The sequence below is a fragment of the Paracoccus wurundjeri genome, from assembly GCF_030678915.1.
Classification (GTDB): domain Bacteria; phylum Pseudomonadota; class Alphaproteobacteria; order Rhodobacterales; family Rhodobacteraceae; genus Paracoccus; species Paracoccus onubensis_A.
Window position 1 is genome coordinate 108,504 of the sequence record NZ_JAUUTZ010000003.1, and the last position, 17,153, is coordinate 125,656.

Annotated in this window: 14 protein-coding genes, 1 tRNA gene and 1 pseudogene; 10 read left to right on the forward strand and 6 right to left on the reverse strand. The window is 60.4% G+C overall.

Translation table 11 applies throughout. The features are described from left to right. Nucleotides 1-63 precede the first annotated feature (63 nt). The 3 genes and pseudogenes from paaE to paaZ all read left to right on the forward strand — a co-directional run. On the forward strand, nucleotides 64-1,140 hold the full coding sequence (gene paaE, locus Q0601_RS04550) for a 1,2-phenylacetyl-CoA epoxidase subunit PaaE (protein ID WP_305287604.1): 1,077 nt from the start codon (nucleotides 64-66) through the stop codon (nucleotides 1,138-1,140). A 10-nt stretch (nucleotides 1,141-1,150) separates the two neighbouring features. Beyond that, on the forward strand, nucleotides 1,151-1,882 hold the full coding sequence (locus Q0601_RS04555; protein ID WP_305287606.1) for a Phenylacetic acid catabolic protein: 732 nt from the start codon (nucleotides 1,151-1,153) through the stop codon (nucleotides 1,880-1,882). A 13-nt stretch (nucleotides 1,883-1,895) separates the two neighbouring features. Further along, nucleotides 1,896-3,878, forward strand: a pseudogene (gene paaZ, locus Q0601_RS04560) (phenylacetic acid degradation bifunctional protein PaaZ); the annotation flags it as partial. On the opposite strand, the gene Q0601_RS04565 reads toward paaZ, so the two are convergent. Continuing rightward, complete coding sequence (locus Q0601_RS04565; RefSeq protein ID WP_370656092.1) at nucleotides 3,813-5,648, reverse strand: phosphoenolpyruvate carboxykinase; 1,836 nt, start codon at nucleotides 5,646-5,648, stop codon at nucleotides 3,813-3,815. The pseudogene paaZ and the gene Q0601_RS04565 overlap by 66 nt on opposite strands. A 196-nt stretch (nucleotides 5,649-5,844) precedes the next feature. Here Q0601_RS04565 and Q0601_RS04570 point away from each other — a divergent pair, with 196 nt between their 5' ends. From Q0601_RS04570 to Q0601_RS04600, 7 genes are all read left to right on the forward strand, one after another. Next, nucleotides 5,845-6,273, forward strand: a complete 429-nt coding sequence (locus tag Q0601_RS04570; RefSeq protein ID WP_305287610.1) for an HPr kinase/phosphorylase — start codon at nucleotides 5,845-5,847, stop codon at nucleotides 6,271-6,273. Nucleotides 6,274-6,307: 34 nt separating this feature from the next. Next, nucleotides 6,308-7,282, forward strand: coding sequence for an RNase adapter RapZ (rapZ, locus tag Q0601_RS04575; RefSeq protein WP_305287884.1), 975 nt, complete (start codon nucleotides 6,308-6,310; stop codon nucleotides 7,280-7,282). A 28-nt stretch (nucleotides 7,283-7,310) separates the two neighbouring features. Beyond that, nucleotides 7,311-7,733, forward strand: coding sequence for a PTS sugar transporter subunit IIA (locus tag Q0601_RS04580; RefSeq protein WP_119747062.1), 423 nt, complete (start codon nucleotides 7,311-7,313; stop codon nucleotides 7,731-7,733). Then, nucleotides 7,730-8,008 carry an HPr family phosphocarrier protein gene (locus Q0601_RS04585; RefSeq protein WP_305287613.1) on the forward strand — a complete coding sequence of 93 codons (279 nt, stop codon included), beginning with the start codon at nucleotides 7,730-7,732 and terminating at the stop codon, nucleotides 8,006-8,008. The genes Q0601_RS04580 and Q0601_RS04585 overlap by 4 nt, the downstream gene beginning before the upstream one ends. Before the next feature lie 11 nt (nucleotides 8,009-8,019). Further along, the gene (locus Q0601_RS04590) at nucleotides 8,020-8,634 is read left to right on the forward strand and encodes a TetR/AcrR family transcriptional regulator (RefSeq protein ID WP_305287615.1); all 615 of its coding nucleotides are present in this window, start codon (nucleotides 8,020-8,022) and stop codon (nucleotides 8,632-8,634) included. A gap of 157 nt (nucleotides 8,635-8,791) precedes the next feature. Then, nucleotides 8,792-9,382: an NADPH-dependent FMN reductase gene (locus tag Q0601_RS04595; protein ID WP_305287617.1), complete on the forward strand. Its 591-nt coding sequence runs from the start codon at nucleotides 8,792-8,794 to the stop codon at nucleotides 9,380-9,382. Nucleotides 9,383-9,423: 41 nt separating this feature from the next. Next, complete coding sequence (locus Q0601_RS04600; protein WP_305287619.1) at nucleotides 9,424-10,398, forward strand: glutathione S-transferase family protein; 975 nt, start codon at nucleotides 9,424-9,426, stop codon at nucleotides 10,396-10,398. A gap of 150 nt (nucleotides 10,399-10,548) precedes the next feature. On the opposite strand, the gene Q0601_RS04605 is transcribed toward Q0601_RS04600, so the two are convergent. From Q0601_RS04605 to lipA, 5 genes are all read right to left on the reverse strand, one after another. Next, nucleotides 10,549-12,612, reverse strand: coding sequence for a TRAP transporter permease (locus tag Q0601_RS04605; protein WP_305287621.1), 2,064 nt, complete (start codon nucleotides 12,610-12,612; stop codon nucleotides 10,549-10,551). Between the two features lie 81 nt (nucleotides 12,613-12,693). Then, on the reverse strand, nucleotides 12,694-13,695 hold the full coding sequence (locus tag Q0601_RS04610) for a TAXI family TRAP transporter solute-binding subunit (RefSeq protein ID WP_305287623.1): 1,002 nt from the start codon (nucleotides 13,693-13,695) through the stop codon (nucleotides 12,694-12,696). 148 nt (nucleotides 13,696-13,843) lie between these two features. Further along, nucleotides 13,844-15,622, reverse strand: a complete 1,779-nt coding sequence (locus Q0601_RS04615; protein ID WP_305287626.1) for an L-lactate permease — start codon at nucleotides 15,620-15,622, stop codon at nucleotides 13,844-13,846. Between the two features lie 247 nt (nucleotides 15,623-15,869). Further along, a tRNA-Leu gene (locus Q0601_RS04620) sits at nucleotides 15,870-15,954 on the reverse strand. 153 nt (nucleotides 15,955-16,107) lie between these two features. Then, a complete protein-coding gene (gene lipA, locus Q0601_RS04625) occupies nucleotides 16,108-17,061 on the reverse strand; it encodes a lipoyl synthase (protein ID WP_305287628.1) in 954 nt (317 codons plus the stop codon). Between the last annotated feature and the right edge of the window lie 92 nt (nucleotides 17,062-17,153).

Below are 17,153 nucleotides of genomic sequence, written 5' to 3' on the forward strand. Positions count from 1 at the left end.
CTGCCCGGCTACGCCCGATTTTTGACAACAGTCGATTCCGCGCCCAGCCGGCAGGAGGTCTGAATGCCCCGCTTTCATCCGCTTGAAGTGACCGATATCCGCCGCGAGACCCGTGACGCCGTGGTCGTCACCCTGAAGCCGCGCGCCGAGGATGCCGGGGCCTTCGCCTTCACGCAGGGCCAATACCTGACCTTCCGCCGGGACTTCGAGGGCGAGGAATTACGGCGCTCTTACTCTATCTGCTCGGGTCTGGATGAGGGCTGCCTGCGCGTCGGTATCAAGCGCGTGGATGGCGGAGCCTTCTCGACATGGGCGAATGAGGGGCTGAAAGCCGGCGATCTGCTGGACGCCATGCCGCCGCAGGGGCGCTTTTTCACGCCGCTTGATCCGCAATCGGCCCGCTTCTACCTGGGTTTTGCGGGCGGATCGGGGATCACGCCGGTCCTGTCCATCGTCAAGACCATTCTGGCGCGAGAGCCGAAATCGACCTTTACGCTGGTCTATGCCAACCGCCAGACCAGTTCGATCATGTTTCGCGAAGAGATCGAAGATCTGAAGAATCTCTATCTCGGGCGCTTCTCGGTCGTGCATATCCTTGAAAGCGAAGGGCTGGAGATCGACCTGTTCACCGGCCGCATCGACGCCGGGAAGATGGATATGCTGTTCCGCATGTGGATCGATGCGGAAAACGTGGATACAGCCTTCATCTGCGGCCCCGAACCGATGATGCTGACCATTGCCGAAAGTCTGCGCAGGCACGGGCTGACCGACGATCAGATCAAGTTCGAACTCTTTGTCTCTTCTCAGCCGGGCCGGGCGAAGAAGCGGGTAACATCCCGCGACGCCGCAAATTCGGCCAATAGCTGCGAAGTCTCGGTCACGCTGGACGGGGCAACCCGGACCTTCCGCATGCCCAAGGACGGCACTGCCGTTCTGGACGCCGCCATCGGGAACAACATGGACGCGCCCTATTCCTGTAAGGCCGGGGTCTGCTCGACCTGCCGCGCCAAGGTGCTGGAGGGCGAGTTCGAGATGGAGGTGAACCATGCGCTGGAGGATTACGAGATCAGGGCCGGTTACGTCCTGTCCTGCCAATGTATCCCTTTGTCCGACAAACTGGTGCTGAGCTATGACGAATGACGGGGATACCATGCCGCTCGCGCATTATCTTGCGCAGGGCGGTAAGCTGACCTCGCCGGAAAACGTGCCGCCGCGCTATCGGGGCGAATTGCTGCGGCTGATGTCATCTTTCGTGGATAGCGAGCTTGCCGGATCGGCGGGTTTCGCAGATGCGATCAACTGGGCTCCCGGTATAAAGGAGAGGATCGCCGCAAGCCGGATCACCCTGGAAAAGGCGGATCATGCCGGGCGTGTTCTGGACCTGATGGAAGGGTTCGGCACGGACAAGGCACGATATGAGCAGGCGCATGACTGGGCGGCGCGCGGTCCGCGCGATCAGCAGATCGGGCTGCGCCGTCAGGGTGGCGATATGCGTCTGTCGGTGTTTCACTATCCCCTGACCGGCTGGGCCGATGCGGTGGTGATGAATGTTCTGATGGGCATGGCCACGCTGCATGCCTTGGACGAATTGGCGCGCTGCTCTTATCAGCCGCTGGCCGAGGTGCTGCGCGACATTCTTCCGCGTGAACGCCGCCATATGGAACTGGGTGTCGAGGGGCTAGAGTGGATCGGGGCCAGTGACGAGGCCCGCGCCTCGGTTGCCTATTGGCTGCCCCGCGTGGCCGAAACCTTCGGCCCCACCCGGTCTGACCGCTTCGAGAGGCTGAAAGCCCTGGGCCTCCGGCACAGCGATAACGAGACATTGCGCCAGAACTGGCAGGCAGAGACCGGGGCGCTGCTGACCCGGCTGAAGCTGAATTAAGGAAGGACAGATCATGCTGGATTCAGGACGCAGCGCAAGACGGCTGGAAAGCTATGTGCAGGGCGGCTGGCGTGCTGGCAGGGGCGAAGGCAGGCCGCTTGCCAACGCCGCCACGGGCGCGATGCATGCCTTTATCTCTTCCGAGGGAATCGATTTCGGGGCCGCGCTTGACTGGGGGCGGACCGTCGGCGGCGCCGCGCTTCGCCGTCATACGATCCACGAACGCGCCCTGATGCTGAAGGCCATCGGCCAGAAGCTGATGGAGATGAAGGATGAATTCCATGCTGAAAGCCTTGCCACCGGCGCGACCCCGCGCGATGCGTGGCCGGATATCGAGGGCGGCATCGGCACCATGCTCACATTCGCGTCGAAAGCGCGACGGGAATTGCCGAATGCGCGGGTGCTGACCGAAGGCGCGGTCGAGTCCCTGTCCCGCGACGGCAGCTTTGCGGGCCAGCATATCCTGACTCCTCTTCGCGGGGTAGCGGTGCATATCAACGCCTTCAACTTCCCGGTCTGGGGCATGTTGGAAAAGATCGCTCCAGCCCTGATCGCCGGTATGCCCTGTCTGGTGAAACCCGCCTCGCAGACAGCTTATCTGACCGAGCTGGTCATGCGCCGGATGCTGGAAATGGAGATCCTGCCCAAAGGCGCGCTGCAACTGATCTGCGGAGGTGCGGGCGATCTTCTGGATCATGTGACCGGCCAGGATGCAGTGACATTCACGGGGTCGGCCCATACCGGGCAGAAGCTGCGGACGCATCCGGCCATTGTCGCCAACTCGGTCCGCTTCACCATGGAGGCCGATAGTCTGAATGCGGCCATCCTTTGCCCCGATGCAGAGCCGGGCACACCGGAATTCGACCTGTTCATACGCGAGGTCCAGCAAGAGATGATCTTGAAAGCGGGGCAGAAATGCACCGCGATCCGCCGGGTTCTGGTGCCCGCGCAGCATGAACAGGCGGTGATCGAGGCCCTGTCCGCGCGGCTGTCGAAAATTGTCATCGGCTTGCCGGATGACGGGGCTGCCAGGATGGGCGCGCTTGTCTCATTGGAGGATCGTGACAGCCTGCGCGGCAAGATTGCCGAAATCCTTGGCGAGGGCGAAATTGTGTTCGGCGATCCCGACCGGGTCACGCTGGTTTCCGGCGATGCCGCCAACGGCGCCTTCATCTCGCCCGTGCTTCTGCGCTGCAATGATCCGATGCGCGCGACCATCCCGCATGAGGTCGAGGCTTTCGGACCGGTCGCCACGATCATGGCCTATGACGGTATGGATCAGGCGATTGAACTGGCAAAAAAGGGCAAGGGTTCGCTGGTGTCCTCGGTCTTCACCAATGACCCGGATATCGCGGTCGAGGCCGTTATCGGCGTTGCTTCCTTCCATGGAAGAGTGATGATCGGCAATCGCGATTCCGCCAAAAGTTCCACTGGGCATGGCGCACCCCTTGCGGCGCTTGTGCATGGCGGTCCGGGCCGCGCAGGCGGAGGCGAAGAGATGGGGGGGATGCGTGGCGTCAAGCATTTCATGCAACGCACCGCGGTTCAGGGCGGCCCGCGCCTGCTGTCGGCGGTGACGGGGCAGTGGATCGACGGCGCACCGACCCGTGCCGACCGGCATCCGTTCCGCAAATCGCTGGCCGAACTGCGTCTTGGAGATCAAATCCTGACCGAGGCCCGCACCGTTACCAAAGAGGATGTCGAGCATTTCGCCGAATTCACCGGCGATACGTTCTACGCACATATGGACAGCGAAGCGGCGAAGGCCAATCCGTTCTTCGAGGATCGCGTCGCGCATGGCTATCTGATTGCCTCTTTCGCGGCGGGTCTGTTCGTCGAACCCAATCCTGGCCCGGTTCTGGCCAATTACGGCGTGGACAATCTGCGCTTCCTGACCCCGGTCTATTTCGGCGACAGCCTGCGGGTCCGGTTAACCTGCAAACAGATCAATCCGCGCGAGAATGCCGTTTACGGGGAAGTGCGCTGGGATAGCAGGGTTACGAATCAGAGGGGCGAACTCGTCGCGGAATATGATGTGCTGACGATGGTCGCGAAGACATGGCCGGTCGCAGCGTAACAGGACAATGATCCGAAAATCACGCCCTCTTCTTCTTTGTCCAAATATCTTGGGGGTCCCGGGGCCGCCCCCCCCGCCCATGCAAAATATCGAAAAGCCGATAGCACCCGCGCGCACCGACACCAAGATGGCGGACAGATATTGTGCGAAATTGTCGCTGAACATCTGCACCAGCTTCTGCGCCTGCTTGTCATAGGCTGCCGGATCTTCCCAGGTCTGGCGCGGATCAAGCAGAACATCCGAGACATTCGGAACACTGACCGGAACCTCGAAGCCGAAATTCGGATCGCGGCGGAATTCTGCGGCGTTCAGGCTGCCATCCAAAGCTGCGGCCAGCAGCGCACGGGTGGCCTGAATCGGCATCCGCGAGCCGGTGCCGAATGCGCCGCCGGTCCAGCCGGTATTGACCAGCCAGCAATTCGCGCCGTGCCGTGCGATTTTTTCCTGCAGCAACTTACCGTAGACTTCGGGGCGGCGCGGCATGAAGGGCGCGCCGAAGCAGGTCGAAAAGGTCGGAATCGGCTCCACGACGCCGACCTCGGTGCCGGGGGTCTTGGAGGTGAAGCCCGACAGGAAGTGATACATCGCCTGCGCCGGCGTCAGCCGCGAAATCGGAGGCAGGACGCCAAAAGCGTCGCATGTCAGCATGATGATATTCTTCGGATGCCCGCCAAGGCTGGTTTCCGACGCATTCGAGATCGCATCCAGCGGGTAGGCGCAGCGCATATTATCGGTGATCGAATTATCCTCGAAATCCAGCTCGAGGCTGTCCTCGTCAAAAACCATATTCTCGATCACGGTACCGAAGCGGGACGTGGTGGCATAGATTTCAGGTTCGGCCTTGGGCGAGAGGCTGATGGTCTTCGCATAGCAGCCGCCTTCGAAATTGAAGATGCCGTTATCCGACCAACCATGCTCGTCATCGCCGATCAATACGCGTGACGGGTCAGCGGAGAGCGTCGTTTTCCCGGTGCCGGACAGCCCGAAGAACACGGCGCTGTCGTCCGGGTCGCCGGGTGCGTGGTTGGCGCTGCAATGCATCGGCATGATGCCTTTGCTGGGCAGGATGTAGTTCAGCAGCGAGAAAACCGATTTCTTGTTCTCACCCGCATATTCGGTATTTCCGATCAGAATCAATTTCTTGTCGAAATTCAGTGCGATCACCGTTTCGCTGCGGCAGCCGTGACGTTCGGGATCGGCCTTGAAGCTGGGGCAGTTGATAATCGTGAATTCCGGCGTGAATGTCGTCAGTTCCTCTGCCTTCGGGCGGCGCAGCATATGGCGGATGAACAGGTTGTGCCATGCCAGTTCGGTCACAAGGCGAACATCCAGACGTTCTGCCGGATCGGCGCCTCCGAACAGATCCTGCACGAAATAATCGCGGCCTTTCATATGCTCCAGCATATCGGCATGCAGCAGGTCGAACGCCTCAGGCGTCATCGGTGCGTTGTTTTCCCACCAGATCGTGTCCTCGACAGATGGGGTGCGGACGACGAATTTGTCTTTGGGTGAGCGTCCGGTATGGACGCCGGTGGTGGCAAGGAAGGTGCCGCCAAGCCCGATCCGGCCTTCACCGCGGGCAACGGCTTCGGTCATCAATGCAGGTTCCAGCAGGTTGTAATAAGCCCGGCCGACTCCGTTGATTCCCTGATCCTCCAACCGGCAATTCGGGTTTACGCGCGTCGTCATGTGATCTTGCTCCTGACTTGGGTTTGCCTGCAACTAAACTGTTACGCAGTAAGTCTGGCCTATAGCATAGGGTTCCCACGAAAAAAGAAGCTGAGGATGACAGTTAGCGCAAACTTCCAATGATAACGCCAACAGTCGGGTGCCGGCATGGTCAATGCGGCTGAATCGGGCATGATTCAGACGGTCAGGAGGACAGATGATTCGGGTCGGGCAGATTCACGGAACGACAGTGGCACTGGAGGGGCGGGGCCTTTTGCTTCTGGGCCCGTCCGGTTCCGGAAAATCCAGCCTTGCGTTGCAGCTTCTGGCCGTTGGTGGCCGGTTGGTCAGCGATGACAGGACGGATTTGCGGCGCGATCAGGACAGTATCATCGCCTCGGCCCCCGCCAGCCTGAACGGGCGAATCGAGGCAAGGGGGATCGGGATCCTGAATGCCGATCCCGCCGGGCCGGTCAGACTGGTGCTGGTTGCCGATCTGGGGAAAAGCGAGGAAATGCGCCTTCCACCCGATAGATATCACGAGTTGCTGGGCCTCCGGCTGCCCCTTGCGCTTGGACCCTATCGCCCGCATCTTTACGCTGCGCTGCGGCAGTATCTGATTGCCGGGCGCGCGGATGAGCTTTGACGGAAAGGAGATGATCCGCATGGGCGAAGACCGGATGGCAGTTGAGACCGCTTCGGACAGTGCCGATCCGTCCGCGGCGCAGCGTGTCGTGCTTGTCACCGGCCCATCCGGGGCGGGGCGCTCGACGGCGATCAACGTGCTGGAGGATCTGGGCTTCGAAGCGATCGACAACCTGCCGCTTTCACTGGTTCCCCGTCTCCTGGACGGGCCGTCGCGGCCCGGTCCGCTGGCGCTTGGCCTTGATGCGCGCAACCGGGATTTCTCGGTGACGAACCTGACGGAACTGATCGACCGGCTCACCCGCAATCCGCATTATGCACCCGAGATCCTGTATCTGGACTGCGCGCCCGATACGCTGGTGCGCCGCTATAATGAGACACGGCGAAGGCATCCGCTGGCACCTGACGGATCGCCGATGATGGGCGTATTGGCCGAGATTGATCTTCTGGCGCCGATTCAGGGGCGTGCCGATGTGCTGGTCGATACCACCGAATTGTCCCCCCATGAACTGAAAGCCGAGCTTTCGCGCTGGTATGACGTCCGGCCCGAAAAACGGCTGAGCGTGTCGCTTCATTCCTTCTCATACAAGCGTGGTGTGCCACGGGGTCTTGATCTGATGTTCGATTGCCGATTTCTCGCCAATCCGCATTGGGACAGGGATTTGCGCGAAAAGAATGGAACCCAGACCGAAGTTCAGGACTTTGTTTGTGCTGATTCGCGCTATGAAGAATTTTTTTCGCGGATACGTGATCTGATTCTGTTTTTGCTTCCTGCGCATGTCGAAGAGGGCAAAACGCATCTCGCAATCGGCTTCGGGTGTACCGGAGGGCAACACCGTTCGGTTACTTTGGTGGAAAAAATGGCCGTTGCGCTTGCAGATGCGGGTTGGCCGGTGTCAATAAGGCACAGGGAACTTGAACGCCGCATGAAGGCGGCCTTGGTCAGTGGCGACAACCCGCCCCTTGGGACAGCGGGTTCGAAAGCCGATGAGCAAGGCGGGGCGCCGTGATGCATGGCATTAGTACTGGTGAGAAGCGTTGATTGGAATTGTCATCGTCGCACATGGTGGGCTTGCACGGGAATACCTGTCCGCAGTCGAGCATGTCGTAGGTCCACAAAGCGGTATTGCCGCCGTCGCGATCGAGGACGATCATGACCGAGCCGCCAAAACCGCCGAGATTCAGGCTGCAGCCAATGCCGTCGACCATGGCGATGGCGTGGTCGTCGTGACCGATCTGTTCGGGGGCTCTCCCTCGAACCTGTCCGTGCCGGCTTGCGCGGTGCGGAACCGCACGATCCTGTATGGCGCGAATCTTCCGATGCTGGTGAAGCTTGCCAAGACCCGGCATCTCACCGTGCCCGATGCGGTTGCCGGAGCCAAAGAGGCGGGTCGGAAATATATCAACTCCTACAATGTCCCGGCCGAGGCGGTTCTGGATACGGGAACGCATGCCCGATGACCGGTTCCATTACCCGTGAATTGCCTATTGTCAACGTCAAGGGGCTTCATGCCCGCGCAAGTGCGAAATTCGTGGATGTGGTCGAACGCTTTGACGCGCAGGCAACCGTCGAAAAAGACGGAATGAGCGTTGCGGGAGATTCGATCATGGGTCTGCTGATGCTGACCGCGCCGCGCGGCAGTTCGATCGTCGTGACGACCACCGGCCCCGATGCGACGGCATTGGCGGACGCGCTGCAGGAACTGGTTGCCGATTATTTCGGCGAAGGCATGTAGGGCGCGATGCATTGGCCGATCGCAGGAACTATCACCACGGCAATCTCCGCCACGCTCTGGTCGAAGCGACAGCCGCGCTGATTCAGGAATTGGGGCCACAAGCCTTCACCATGGCCGAGGCTGCGCGCCGGGCGGGGGTCTCTCCGGCTGCGCCTTACCGGCATTTCAAGGGCCGCGAGGATTTGATCGAAGAGGTCGCGCGGCTTGGATTTCTGGAATTCGCGGACCGGCTGGAAACGGCTTTCGACGATGGCAGGCCGCGGATCCTGACGGCGTTTCTGCGCATCGGACAGGCTTATCTGGATTTCGCGCGGGACCGGCCGGGATATTATATGGCCATGTTCGAATCGGGCATTTCAATCGCCGGGAATCCCGACTTGTCCAAGGCATCTCAGAAGGCGCAGGGTGTCCTGCTGCATGCCGCCGAGGCGCTTGCCAGCCGTTTGCCCCCGGATCGCCGCCCTCCGGCCAGAATGGTCGCCAATCATATCTGGGCCATGAGTCATGGTGTCGTCGAACTCTTTTCCCGTGGCAAGCCGGGTAGGCGGGCTCCGGTTGAGCCGGCAGAGATGCTGGAGAGCGGGGCGATCATTTATCTGCGCGGATTGGGACTGATCCAGGAATAACCGTCGTCGTTCGGCCGGAACGAACGCTGCATTCGGCATCCTATGGCTGGCCCGAACGGCCTGGTGCGATTATCGTTTGCGTATCGGAGGCAGGTCAGGGACTGTTCCGCCATCCTTCCCCATAACGACCCATGAAGCAAATGAGAGGATCACGGATATGAGCAAACCGAAAATTGCGATCATCATCGGATCGACCCGTCAGACGCGTTTTGCCGACAAGCCCGCCGCATGGTTGCTTGAAAACGCACAGAAACGCGACGACATGGAATTCGAGCTGGTCGATTTGCGGGATTATGACCTGCCTTTCTTCAACGAGGCCGCCTCGAATCTGTGGATGCCGTCACAGGATGCGCGTGCGGTTGCGTGGCAGAACAAGGTCGGTGAGTTCGACGGATATATTTTTCTGACTGCTGAATATAACCATTCGATCACCGCCGCGCTCAAGAATGCGCTTGATCAGGCATATAAGGAATGGAATCGCAAGCCGGCGGCGGCAATGGGCTATGGCGGCGTCGGTGCGGCACGTGCCATCGAGCATCTGCGCAACATTGCGGTCGAATTGCAGATGGTGCCGCTGCGGAATGCTGTTCATCTTGGCGCGGGCGAGTTCATGAAAGTCAGCCCGCTGGGACAGAATGGCGACATGAGCGAGGTGGACGAGATATTGCAACCGTCGCTGACCGGGATGCTGGATGAGCTGGCATGGTGGGCGGCTGCGACCAAGACTGCGCGCGAAGCTGCTGCATGACATGACCGGGGGTGCGCCCCCGCGAGAAACAGAGGCACTCAATGGGACAGCTTGTCGATGGCGAATGGCATGACGTCTGGTATGACACCAAAAGCACCGGCGGCAGGTTTCAGCGAAGCACGACCTCGTGGCGCAACTGGATCACGCCGGACGGCGCCGCGGGCCCATCCGGAGAGGGCGGGTTCGCGGCGGAAAGCGGGCGGTATCATCTTTATGTCAGCTATGCCTGTCCCTGGGCGCATCGAACGCTGATCTTTCGTGAACTGAAAGGGCTGTCACCGCATATCGGGGTCTCTGCCGTTCATCCCGACATGTTGTCGGAAGGCTGGGAATTCCGCACGGATTTCCCCGGCGCAACCGGCGACGAGCTTTTCGGGACGCATTTCCTGCGGGATATCTATCTGCGGGCGGATCCAAAGGCGTCGGGGCGTGTGACGGTGCCGATCCTGTGGGATCGCCAGCGGGACACGATCGTCAGCAATGAAAGCGCCGAGATCATTCGCATGTTCAATTCAGCCTTCGACGATCTGACGGGAAATTCCGACGATTACCGTCCCGCCGATCTGCATTCCCTGATCGATGCTTTGAACGAACGCATCTACGATACCGTCAATAATGGCGTCTACAGGGCGGGCTTTGCCACCAGTCAGGAAGCCTATGACGAAGCGATCGGCCCGCTATTCGACAGTCTTGACTGGCTGGAGGGTATTTTGGCCGATCACCGCTATCTCACCGGCGGCCGGCTGACCGAGGCGGATTGGCGTCTTTTCACCACGATGGTTCGTTTTGATCCGGTGTATCACACGCATTTCAAGTGCAATCGGGCGTGGCTGCGCGAATATCCGAATCTTTGGGGCTGGACGCGCGAACTTTATCAGATCCCCGGTATCGCCGGGACGGTGAATTTCGACCATATCGTGCGACATTATCATTACAGTCACGACACGATAAATCCCTATCGGATCATCCCGACGAATCCGCGGATCGACTGGTCCGAACCTCACGGGCGGGGCTGAGCGATGGGTAATGGCAGAACGCGCCCGGATGCGTGATTTCTGCTTTATCGCCCTTTCGGGGTTTGCAGCGTCAGGACTGGATTGCGCAGGAAAGGCCGCAGCCAGCGCCCGAAGGGTTTGCGCCAGCTGCGTGATGATATTCTTGCCGGATCAGGACGCCGGAGCCGCCGGGGCCTTGTGCGTTGCCAGATATTGCCGGGTTGTCACTGCCGCCAGGATGACGAAACCAAGGGCGGTCGAGATCGGCTCTGGCGCGATCAGCAACAGGGCTGCGATCGGCAATACGATGCGCTCGATCGTCCACAGCGGTCCCATCAGCCAATTGGTGATCGCAGCCGATAGCGCCACGATACCCAGCACTGCGCCCGTGAAGGCCAGCAGGAAATCCGGCAGCGTGAAGGCTTGCGTCACGATCAGCAGCGAGGGAGAGAAGACGAAGACGAATGGTACCAGTGCCTTGCCCATCGAAAGCCTGAAGGCAGTATTGCCCGCCTTGAAGCCATTGGCCCCCGCGATCCCCGCGCCGGCATAGGCGGCCAGCGCCACGGGCGGCGTCACGTCCGCCAGCACTCCGAAGTAGAAGACGAAGAAATGCGCGACAAGCGGTTCTACATTCATCATGCCCAATACCGGCGCAGCTACGGCGACCATGATGATGTAGTTCGCCGTTGTGGGTACGCCGCAGCCCATCAGAATGCAAACCACCGCCGTCATCAGCAGGGTGAACAGCAAGGTCAGCGTTTCCACGGTGAGCAACTCGACCGGTAGAAAGCCCAGGAAGGCGTGGAGACCGGTCGCCCAATTCGCCGCAACCGTCGTCACCATGAAGGCAATCTTGAAACCAACGCCCGTCAGAGTGACGATGCCGATCACCACGCCGACCAGTGCCGCCGCCGCTGTCACCGACAGCGATTGCCGGGCACCTGCCACGAAACCCTCGTAGATGCCGGCTGCGGTTTCCTTGATGCCGCCCAGCACGCCCGAGGACATGATGCTCTGGATCAGGTAGACCACCATACAGGCGGAAATCGCCGAGAAAGCCGACAGGAAGGGCGTGCGGCCCGACATCAGCATCCAGATTAGCAGGAGCAGCGGGGCGACCGACAACCAGCCCTCGCGCAGGACCTTGCCGGCTTTCGGCAATTCCTCTTTCGTAAGGCCGCGGATGCCAAGGCGCTTGGCCTCGAGATGCACCTGCACCAGCACGCCGAAGAAATGCATGAAGGCGGGGACGAGCGCAGCGATCAGGATCGTGCGCAGCGGGATACCCAGATATTCGACCATCAGGAAGGCCACGGCGCCCATTACCGGCGGGGTGATCTGGCCACCCGTGGATGACGCGGCCTCGACAGCGGCGGCGAAGTGGCGTTTGAAGCCGATCTTGATCATCGCGGGAATGGTCAAGGCGCCGGTGGTGACGGTATTGGCGATCGACGAGCCCGAGATCGTGCCCAGCATCGCAGAGGAAATCACCGACACCTTCGCCGGTCCGCCGGCGAAACGCCCGGTCAATGCGGTTGCAAGGTCGATGAACAATTGCCCCAGCCCGATTTTCTGGGCCATCACCCCGAACAGAACGAAGTGGAACACATAGGTCGCGATGACGCCAAGCGCGGTGCCATAGATCCCCTGCGAGGTCAGATACAGGTGGTTGATGATATTCGTCCAGTCCGCACCGGGGTGTACAAGGATGCCCGGCATCGATTTGCCGTAATAGGCATAGGCAATGAACAGCGCGGCGATCACGGGCAGCGGCCAGCCCATCGACCGGCGCACGGCCTCCATCAGGGTCAGCAGCAATATTGTGCCCATGACGATGTCGATGGTCAGCGGGTTGCCGACGCGAAAGGCCAACTGGTCATAAATCCATGGTACGTAAAAGGCGCTGACGGCCCCCGCGATAGCCAGGATCCAGTCGGTGACGGGGATGCCCAGAACGGCGAAGCCGTCGGTCTTGTGCCGGGTCTTGTCGAAGGCGGCGAAACTGAGGAAGAGGACGAAAAGCGACGCGCCCATATGCAGACCACGATGCGTCGTTGCACGCGGTATGCCGAAACCGGCCGTATAGAAGTGATAGACCGACAGCAGAAACAGAATGACGCCGGTCAGAATGGCGATCGGTGGCAGGATCGTGCGAAACCGCGACTCGGGATCATATTCTTCTTCCAGTGCGCGTAGTTCAGCTTCGGATAACTGACGTGCAGCTTCGGTCATGTCGTGGTTCCCGCAATGTATGAGATGGAAAGGGACGCGAGCCATTGCAGCCTGCGTCCCTGAAACTGGTTAGGATAATAGTTACTGAAGCTTGCCGGCTTCTTTATAGAAACGCTCGGCCCCCGGATGAAACGGAATACCCGCACCGATTGTTGCGCTGTCCAGCGTGATTTCCTTGCCCTTGGCGTGACCGGCCGCGAAAAGCTCCTGCGTGCTGTCATTATAAAGCGCTTGAGTGATACCGTAGATCAACTCTTCAGGCTGATCCGCGCTGGTGACGAGTTGCGCACCAACCGCGATCGTTGCGACATCGGCATCCTGCCCGTCATACGTGCCGGCGGGGAAGTTATCGGTACCGAAGAAATTATAGGTCTCGAGAAGTTTGTCCACCTCGGGGCCGGTGATCGGGATCAGCTTGACATCGTGCTGACTTGCCAGTTCGGCGATGGCCCCTGCCGGATAGCCGCCGACAAAGAAGAAGGCGTCCATTGCGCCGTCGCGCATCCGGTCCGCTGCCTGATCGGGCTTGAGATATTCGGCCGAAACGTCATCTTCCGAAAGGCCAAAGGCTTCAAGGATGATCTTGGCATCCACCAGCGTGCCCGAGCCGGGCTCGTCCAGCGAAACCCGCTTGCCCGCCAGATCGGCGACCGTTTCGATCCCGGAATTGGCGCTGGCAACCAGATGGATGCTTTCAGGATAGAGATTCGCGATCAGCCGCAGTTTCTCGACCGGGGGCTGGTCTTCCCACAGGCCGGTGCCGGTTTGCGCCCAATAGGCTACGTCGGACTGGCTGAACCCTGCCTCCATCGCACCGCCATTGATGGCGTTCACATTGCCGACCGATCCGTTCGAGGCCACCGCCGTTGCCACCAGACCCGGCACACCGCAGGAGCCGCCATCGTCACAGGCGCGCGATCCGGGCGGGCTGGAAATCGCGTTCGCGATCAAGCCACCGATCGGGTAATAGGTGCCCGCCGTGCCGCCGGTACCGATGCGGAAGAATGCCATGTCCTGTGCGACAGCCCCGCCGCAAACCGCCGTGGCGACCGTCAAAGCCGCAAAAAACGTTCTGATACCCATTTTCATCACCTTTTGGTCCCAATGATAAACAATACGTTACGCGAATGAGTCGCCACAGGACAACCACCAATGACGACTCCGGGTGTTTTGATTGCCCAATCATGGCGGTGTTTTCGACTCCGCATGAATTGGGCTCGACCGGCTTGATTCAGGGTTGACCTGTTCCGGGCGCGGCCCGGTTGGTGCCAAGGCCCGCAATCACGACCACGGCCCATACCACCGCAGCGCCCCACCATAATCCGCCATAGATCAGCCCCATGCCGATCAGACCGGCCTGCACGACGTAATAGACCATGGTGATCAGAGTCTTGCGGATCAGGTCGCCCTCGCGGTCGGTCAGCCCTACCGTGGCCGAGGCGGCGACGACATTATGCACACAGATCATGTTACCCGCCGCGCCGCCAACTGCTTGCAATGTGACCACCACCGTCACGCCCAGAAGATCGAGACCGATTCCCTGTGCCGTCGAGAACTGGAACAACGAGAACATCATGTTCGAAACCGTGTTCGAGCCGGCGATGAATGCTCCCAACGCACCGATCAGCGGTGCGAAAATGGGCCATGCGTTGCCCGTGGCGGCCGCCATGCCTTCGGCAAGCGTGATCGGCATCGATGCAAGCCCGTCCGATCCCGAATTGATGAAAACCTGCACCATCGGCACCGCCAGGAGCAGCGCCGGTGCCGCCGACATCATCGTCCTGCCCGAAATCGCCCAGGCCCGTGTGTAATCCGAGCCGCGCATGCGAAACAGCGCAACCGAGATCAGCGACGCAAGGATCAGAATCGTGCCCGGCGAATAAAGGAACTGGGCAGAGGAATTGATGCCCGATCCGAACACATCGTTGAAGGCGACGGTGGCAGAGGGACCGGTAAGCCAATCCTTCAGTGGCACGACAGTGCGGGTCAGCACCAGCAGAAGCACCACGATCACATAGGGCATCCAGGCCGTCATCAACGAGATATCCTTGCGCGGCGCACCCTCTGCGGCCATCTCTTGATCGATCTGCTCGGGCTCGACGCTGCCCTGCCAGTCGCTGCCCCATTTGTCGCGGGGCGGAAATTCGAAATGGTCAGAGGGCATGAACAGCCCCGCCCGGGCTGCCGGAATGACGATCATCAGGCCGATCAGACCACCCACCAGAGACGGGAATTCGGGCCCAAGGAACCTTGCCACCAACCAGTAGGGCAGGGTGAAGGCGACACCTGCGAACAGCGCGAATTTCCATGCCCGGAAACCCTCGGCAAAGCTGCGGCCAGCGCCGAAAAACCGCGTCAGCATTCCCACCATCAACAGCGGAATCAGGAAGCCGATCAATGCGTGAACCATCGCAACATTGGCGCCAACGACCGGAATATATTGATCCAGAGTCTGCGGCGCGATGGCTGCGGCAACCTCTTCGCTGTTCGACAGGCCGGTATTTACCCCAACCAGCATCGGTGTCCCGACCGCTCCAAAGGATACAGGCGTTGACTGGATGATCAGCGACACCATCACCGCCGCCATGGCAGGAAAGCCGATTGCCAGCAACAGGGGCGCGGCCACCGCCGCGGGCGTGCCGAAACCCGACGCGCCTTCGATCATCGAGCCGAACATCCAGGCGATGATGATGGCCTGTATCCGGCGATCGGGAGAGATATCCGTGAAGCCGCGCCGGATTGTCCGGATTGCGCCCGATTCCTGTACCGTATAGAGCAGCAGAATCGCTCCGAAGACGATGTAGAGCAGCGTGATTGCTGTCACCAGCCCGTTCACGCTGGCTCCGGCGATCCGTGCGACAGGTGTCCCCCAGATCGCCAGCGCCAGTACCACTGTCACCACAAAAGCCGTCAGCATTGCCAGCTTGGCGGATTTACGCATCACCACCAGCAGCACGAACACCGTCAACACCGGTAGCAAGGCTGCAATAAACATCACTGATTGCGGCATTTTCTTTCCTCCCGTTATCTCATCGCCGCAGAATGGCAGGGAGGCGTCCATGAGGCAAGTTTTGCAGGACGCATATCGAGCCTTATGTCTTCTTCCCTGCCATTTTGAGGCGAGGGGATGATATGCGGGATTGGCAGGTCGCAGATTGCGGAACGGGCCAGGATATGCCGGCATCGCCATGTGCGAAACCTCTGCCGGCAGCGCAAGGAAGATGTGCCAAGATGAGAAGGGATTAATTAAATCAGAATGGTGCGGGTGGAGGGACTTGAACCCCCACGCCTTGCGGCGCCAGAACCTAAATCTGGTGCGTCTACCAATTTCGCCACACCCGCACAGAGATATCCGCCCCGGTCAGGGCCTTGCTCCTGACAAGCCGGGCCGTGGCGCATGTTGTTATATGCGCATTGGGCAGGCTGCCGGAGGGCTAGATAACCGGCCCGATGGCGGCGGTCAATGGCCGGATCCCGGTTTCCGGGGCAGACGGCTCAGGCGCGGCCCAGTTTGGCCAGCCGTGCGGCCTGCAGGCGCGCGAAATCATCGCCCGCATGGTAGGAAGAGCGCGTCAGCGGGGTCGCCGAAACCATGAGGAAACCCTTGCCATAGGCTGATTTTTCGTAGCCCGCGAACTCTTCGGGCGTGACGAAGCGATCCAGCCGGTGATGCTTGGGCGTAGGCTGCAAATATTGCCCGATGGTCATGAAATCGACATCCGCAGCGCGCATGTCGTCCATGACCTGAAGAACGCCCTGACGATCCTCGCCCAGCCCCACCATGATCCCGGATTTGGTGAACATGGTCGGATCAAGCTCTTTGACCCGTTGCAGCAGCCGCAGCGAATGGAAATAGCGCGCGCCCGGCCGGACCGACGGGTACAGTCCGGGAACGGTTTCCAGATTGTGGTTGAAGACATCCGGACGCGCCTCGACCACGGTTTCCAGCGCACCGGGTTTGGATTTCAGGAAATCCGGCGTCAGCACCTCGATCGTTGAACCGGGCGAGCGGTGACGGATGGCGCGGATCGTCTGTGCGAAATGTTCGGCACCGCCATCATCCAGATCGTCGCGGTCCACGCTGGTGATCACGACATGGTTCAGGCCAAGCTTCTGAACCGCATGGGCAACCCGCCCCGGTTCGAACACGTCAAGCGTATCGGGCTTGCCGGTGATGACATTGCAGAAAGAACAGCCGCGTGTGCAGATCTCACCCATGATCATCATGGTCGCGTGCCCCTGCGACCAGCATTCGCCGACATTCGGGCAGCCGGCTTCCTCGCAGACCGTTGACAGGCGATTTTCGCGCAGGATGTCGCGGGTCTTCTTGTAACCCTCGGATGTCGGTGCCTTGACCCGAATCCAATCGGGTTTTCTGGGTTGCGACTGATCGGCACGATGCGCTTTTTCCGGGTGGCGCAGGCGCGGCGGAGGGGTCATCTCGGTCATCTTGGACCTTTCGGTGGATTTTCTTCTAACTAATCGCAAATTGTGGGCAGATCAACGGCGCAGGTCATGCCGCAGATGCAAGGCTGCACTGC

Bases quoted from the DNA above. Each gene is read 5' to 3' on its own strand.
- Q0601_RS04570 (WP_305287610.1), top strand. From the start codon at position 5,845: ATGATTCGGGTCGGGCAGATTCACGGAACGACAGTGGCACTGGAGGGG.
- Q0601_RS04585 (WP_305287613.1), top strand. From the start codon at position 7,730: ATGACCGGTTCCATTACCCGTGAATTGCCTATTGTCAACGTCAAGGGG.
- Q0601_RS04605 (WP_305287621.1), bottom strand. From the start codon at position 12,612: ATGACCGAAGCTGCACGTCAGTTATCCGAAGCTGAACTACGCGCACTG.
- Q0601_RS04610 (WP_305287623.1), bottom strand. From the start codon at position 13,695: ATGGGTATCAGAACGTTTTTTGCGGCTTTGACGGTCGCCACGGCGGTT.
- Q0601_RS04615 (WP_305287626.1), bottom strand. From the start codon at position 15,622: ATGCCGCAATCAGTGATGTTTATTGCAGCCTTGCTACCGGTGTTGACG.
- Q0601_RS04555 (WP_305287606.1), top strand. From the start codon at position 1,151: ATGCCGCTCGCGCATTATCTTGCGCAGGGCGGTAAGCTGACCTCGCCG.
- paaE (WP_305287604.1), top strand. From the start codon at position 64: ATGCCCCGCTTTCATCCGCTTGAAGTGACCGATATCCGCCGCGAGACC.
- Q0601_RS04565 (WP_370656092.1), bottom strand. From the start codon at position 5,648: ATGACGACGCGCGTAAACCCGAATTGCCGGTTGGAGGATCAGGGAATC.
- rapZ (WP_305287884.1), top strand. From the start codon at position 6,308: ATGGCAGTTGAGACCGCTTCGGACAGTGCCGATCCGTCCGCGGCGCAG.
- Q0601_RS04595 (WP_305287617.1), top strand. From the start codon at position 8,792: ATGAGCAAACCGAAAATTGCGATCATCATCGGATCGACCCGTCAGACG.
- lipA (WP_305287628.1), bottom strand. From the start codon at position 17,061: ATGACCGAGATGACCCCTCCGCCGCGCCTGCGCCACCCGGAAAAAGCG.
- Q0601_RS04600 (WP_305287619.1), top strand. From the start codon at position 9,424: ATGGGACAGCTTGTCGATGGCGAATGGCATGACGTCTGGTATGACACC.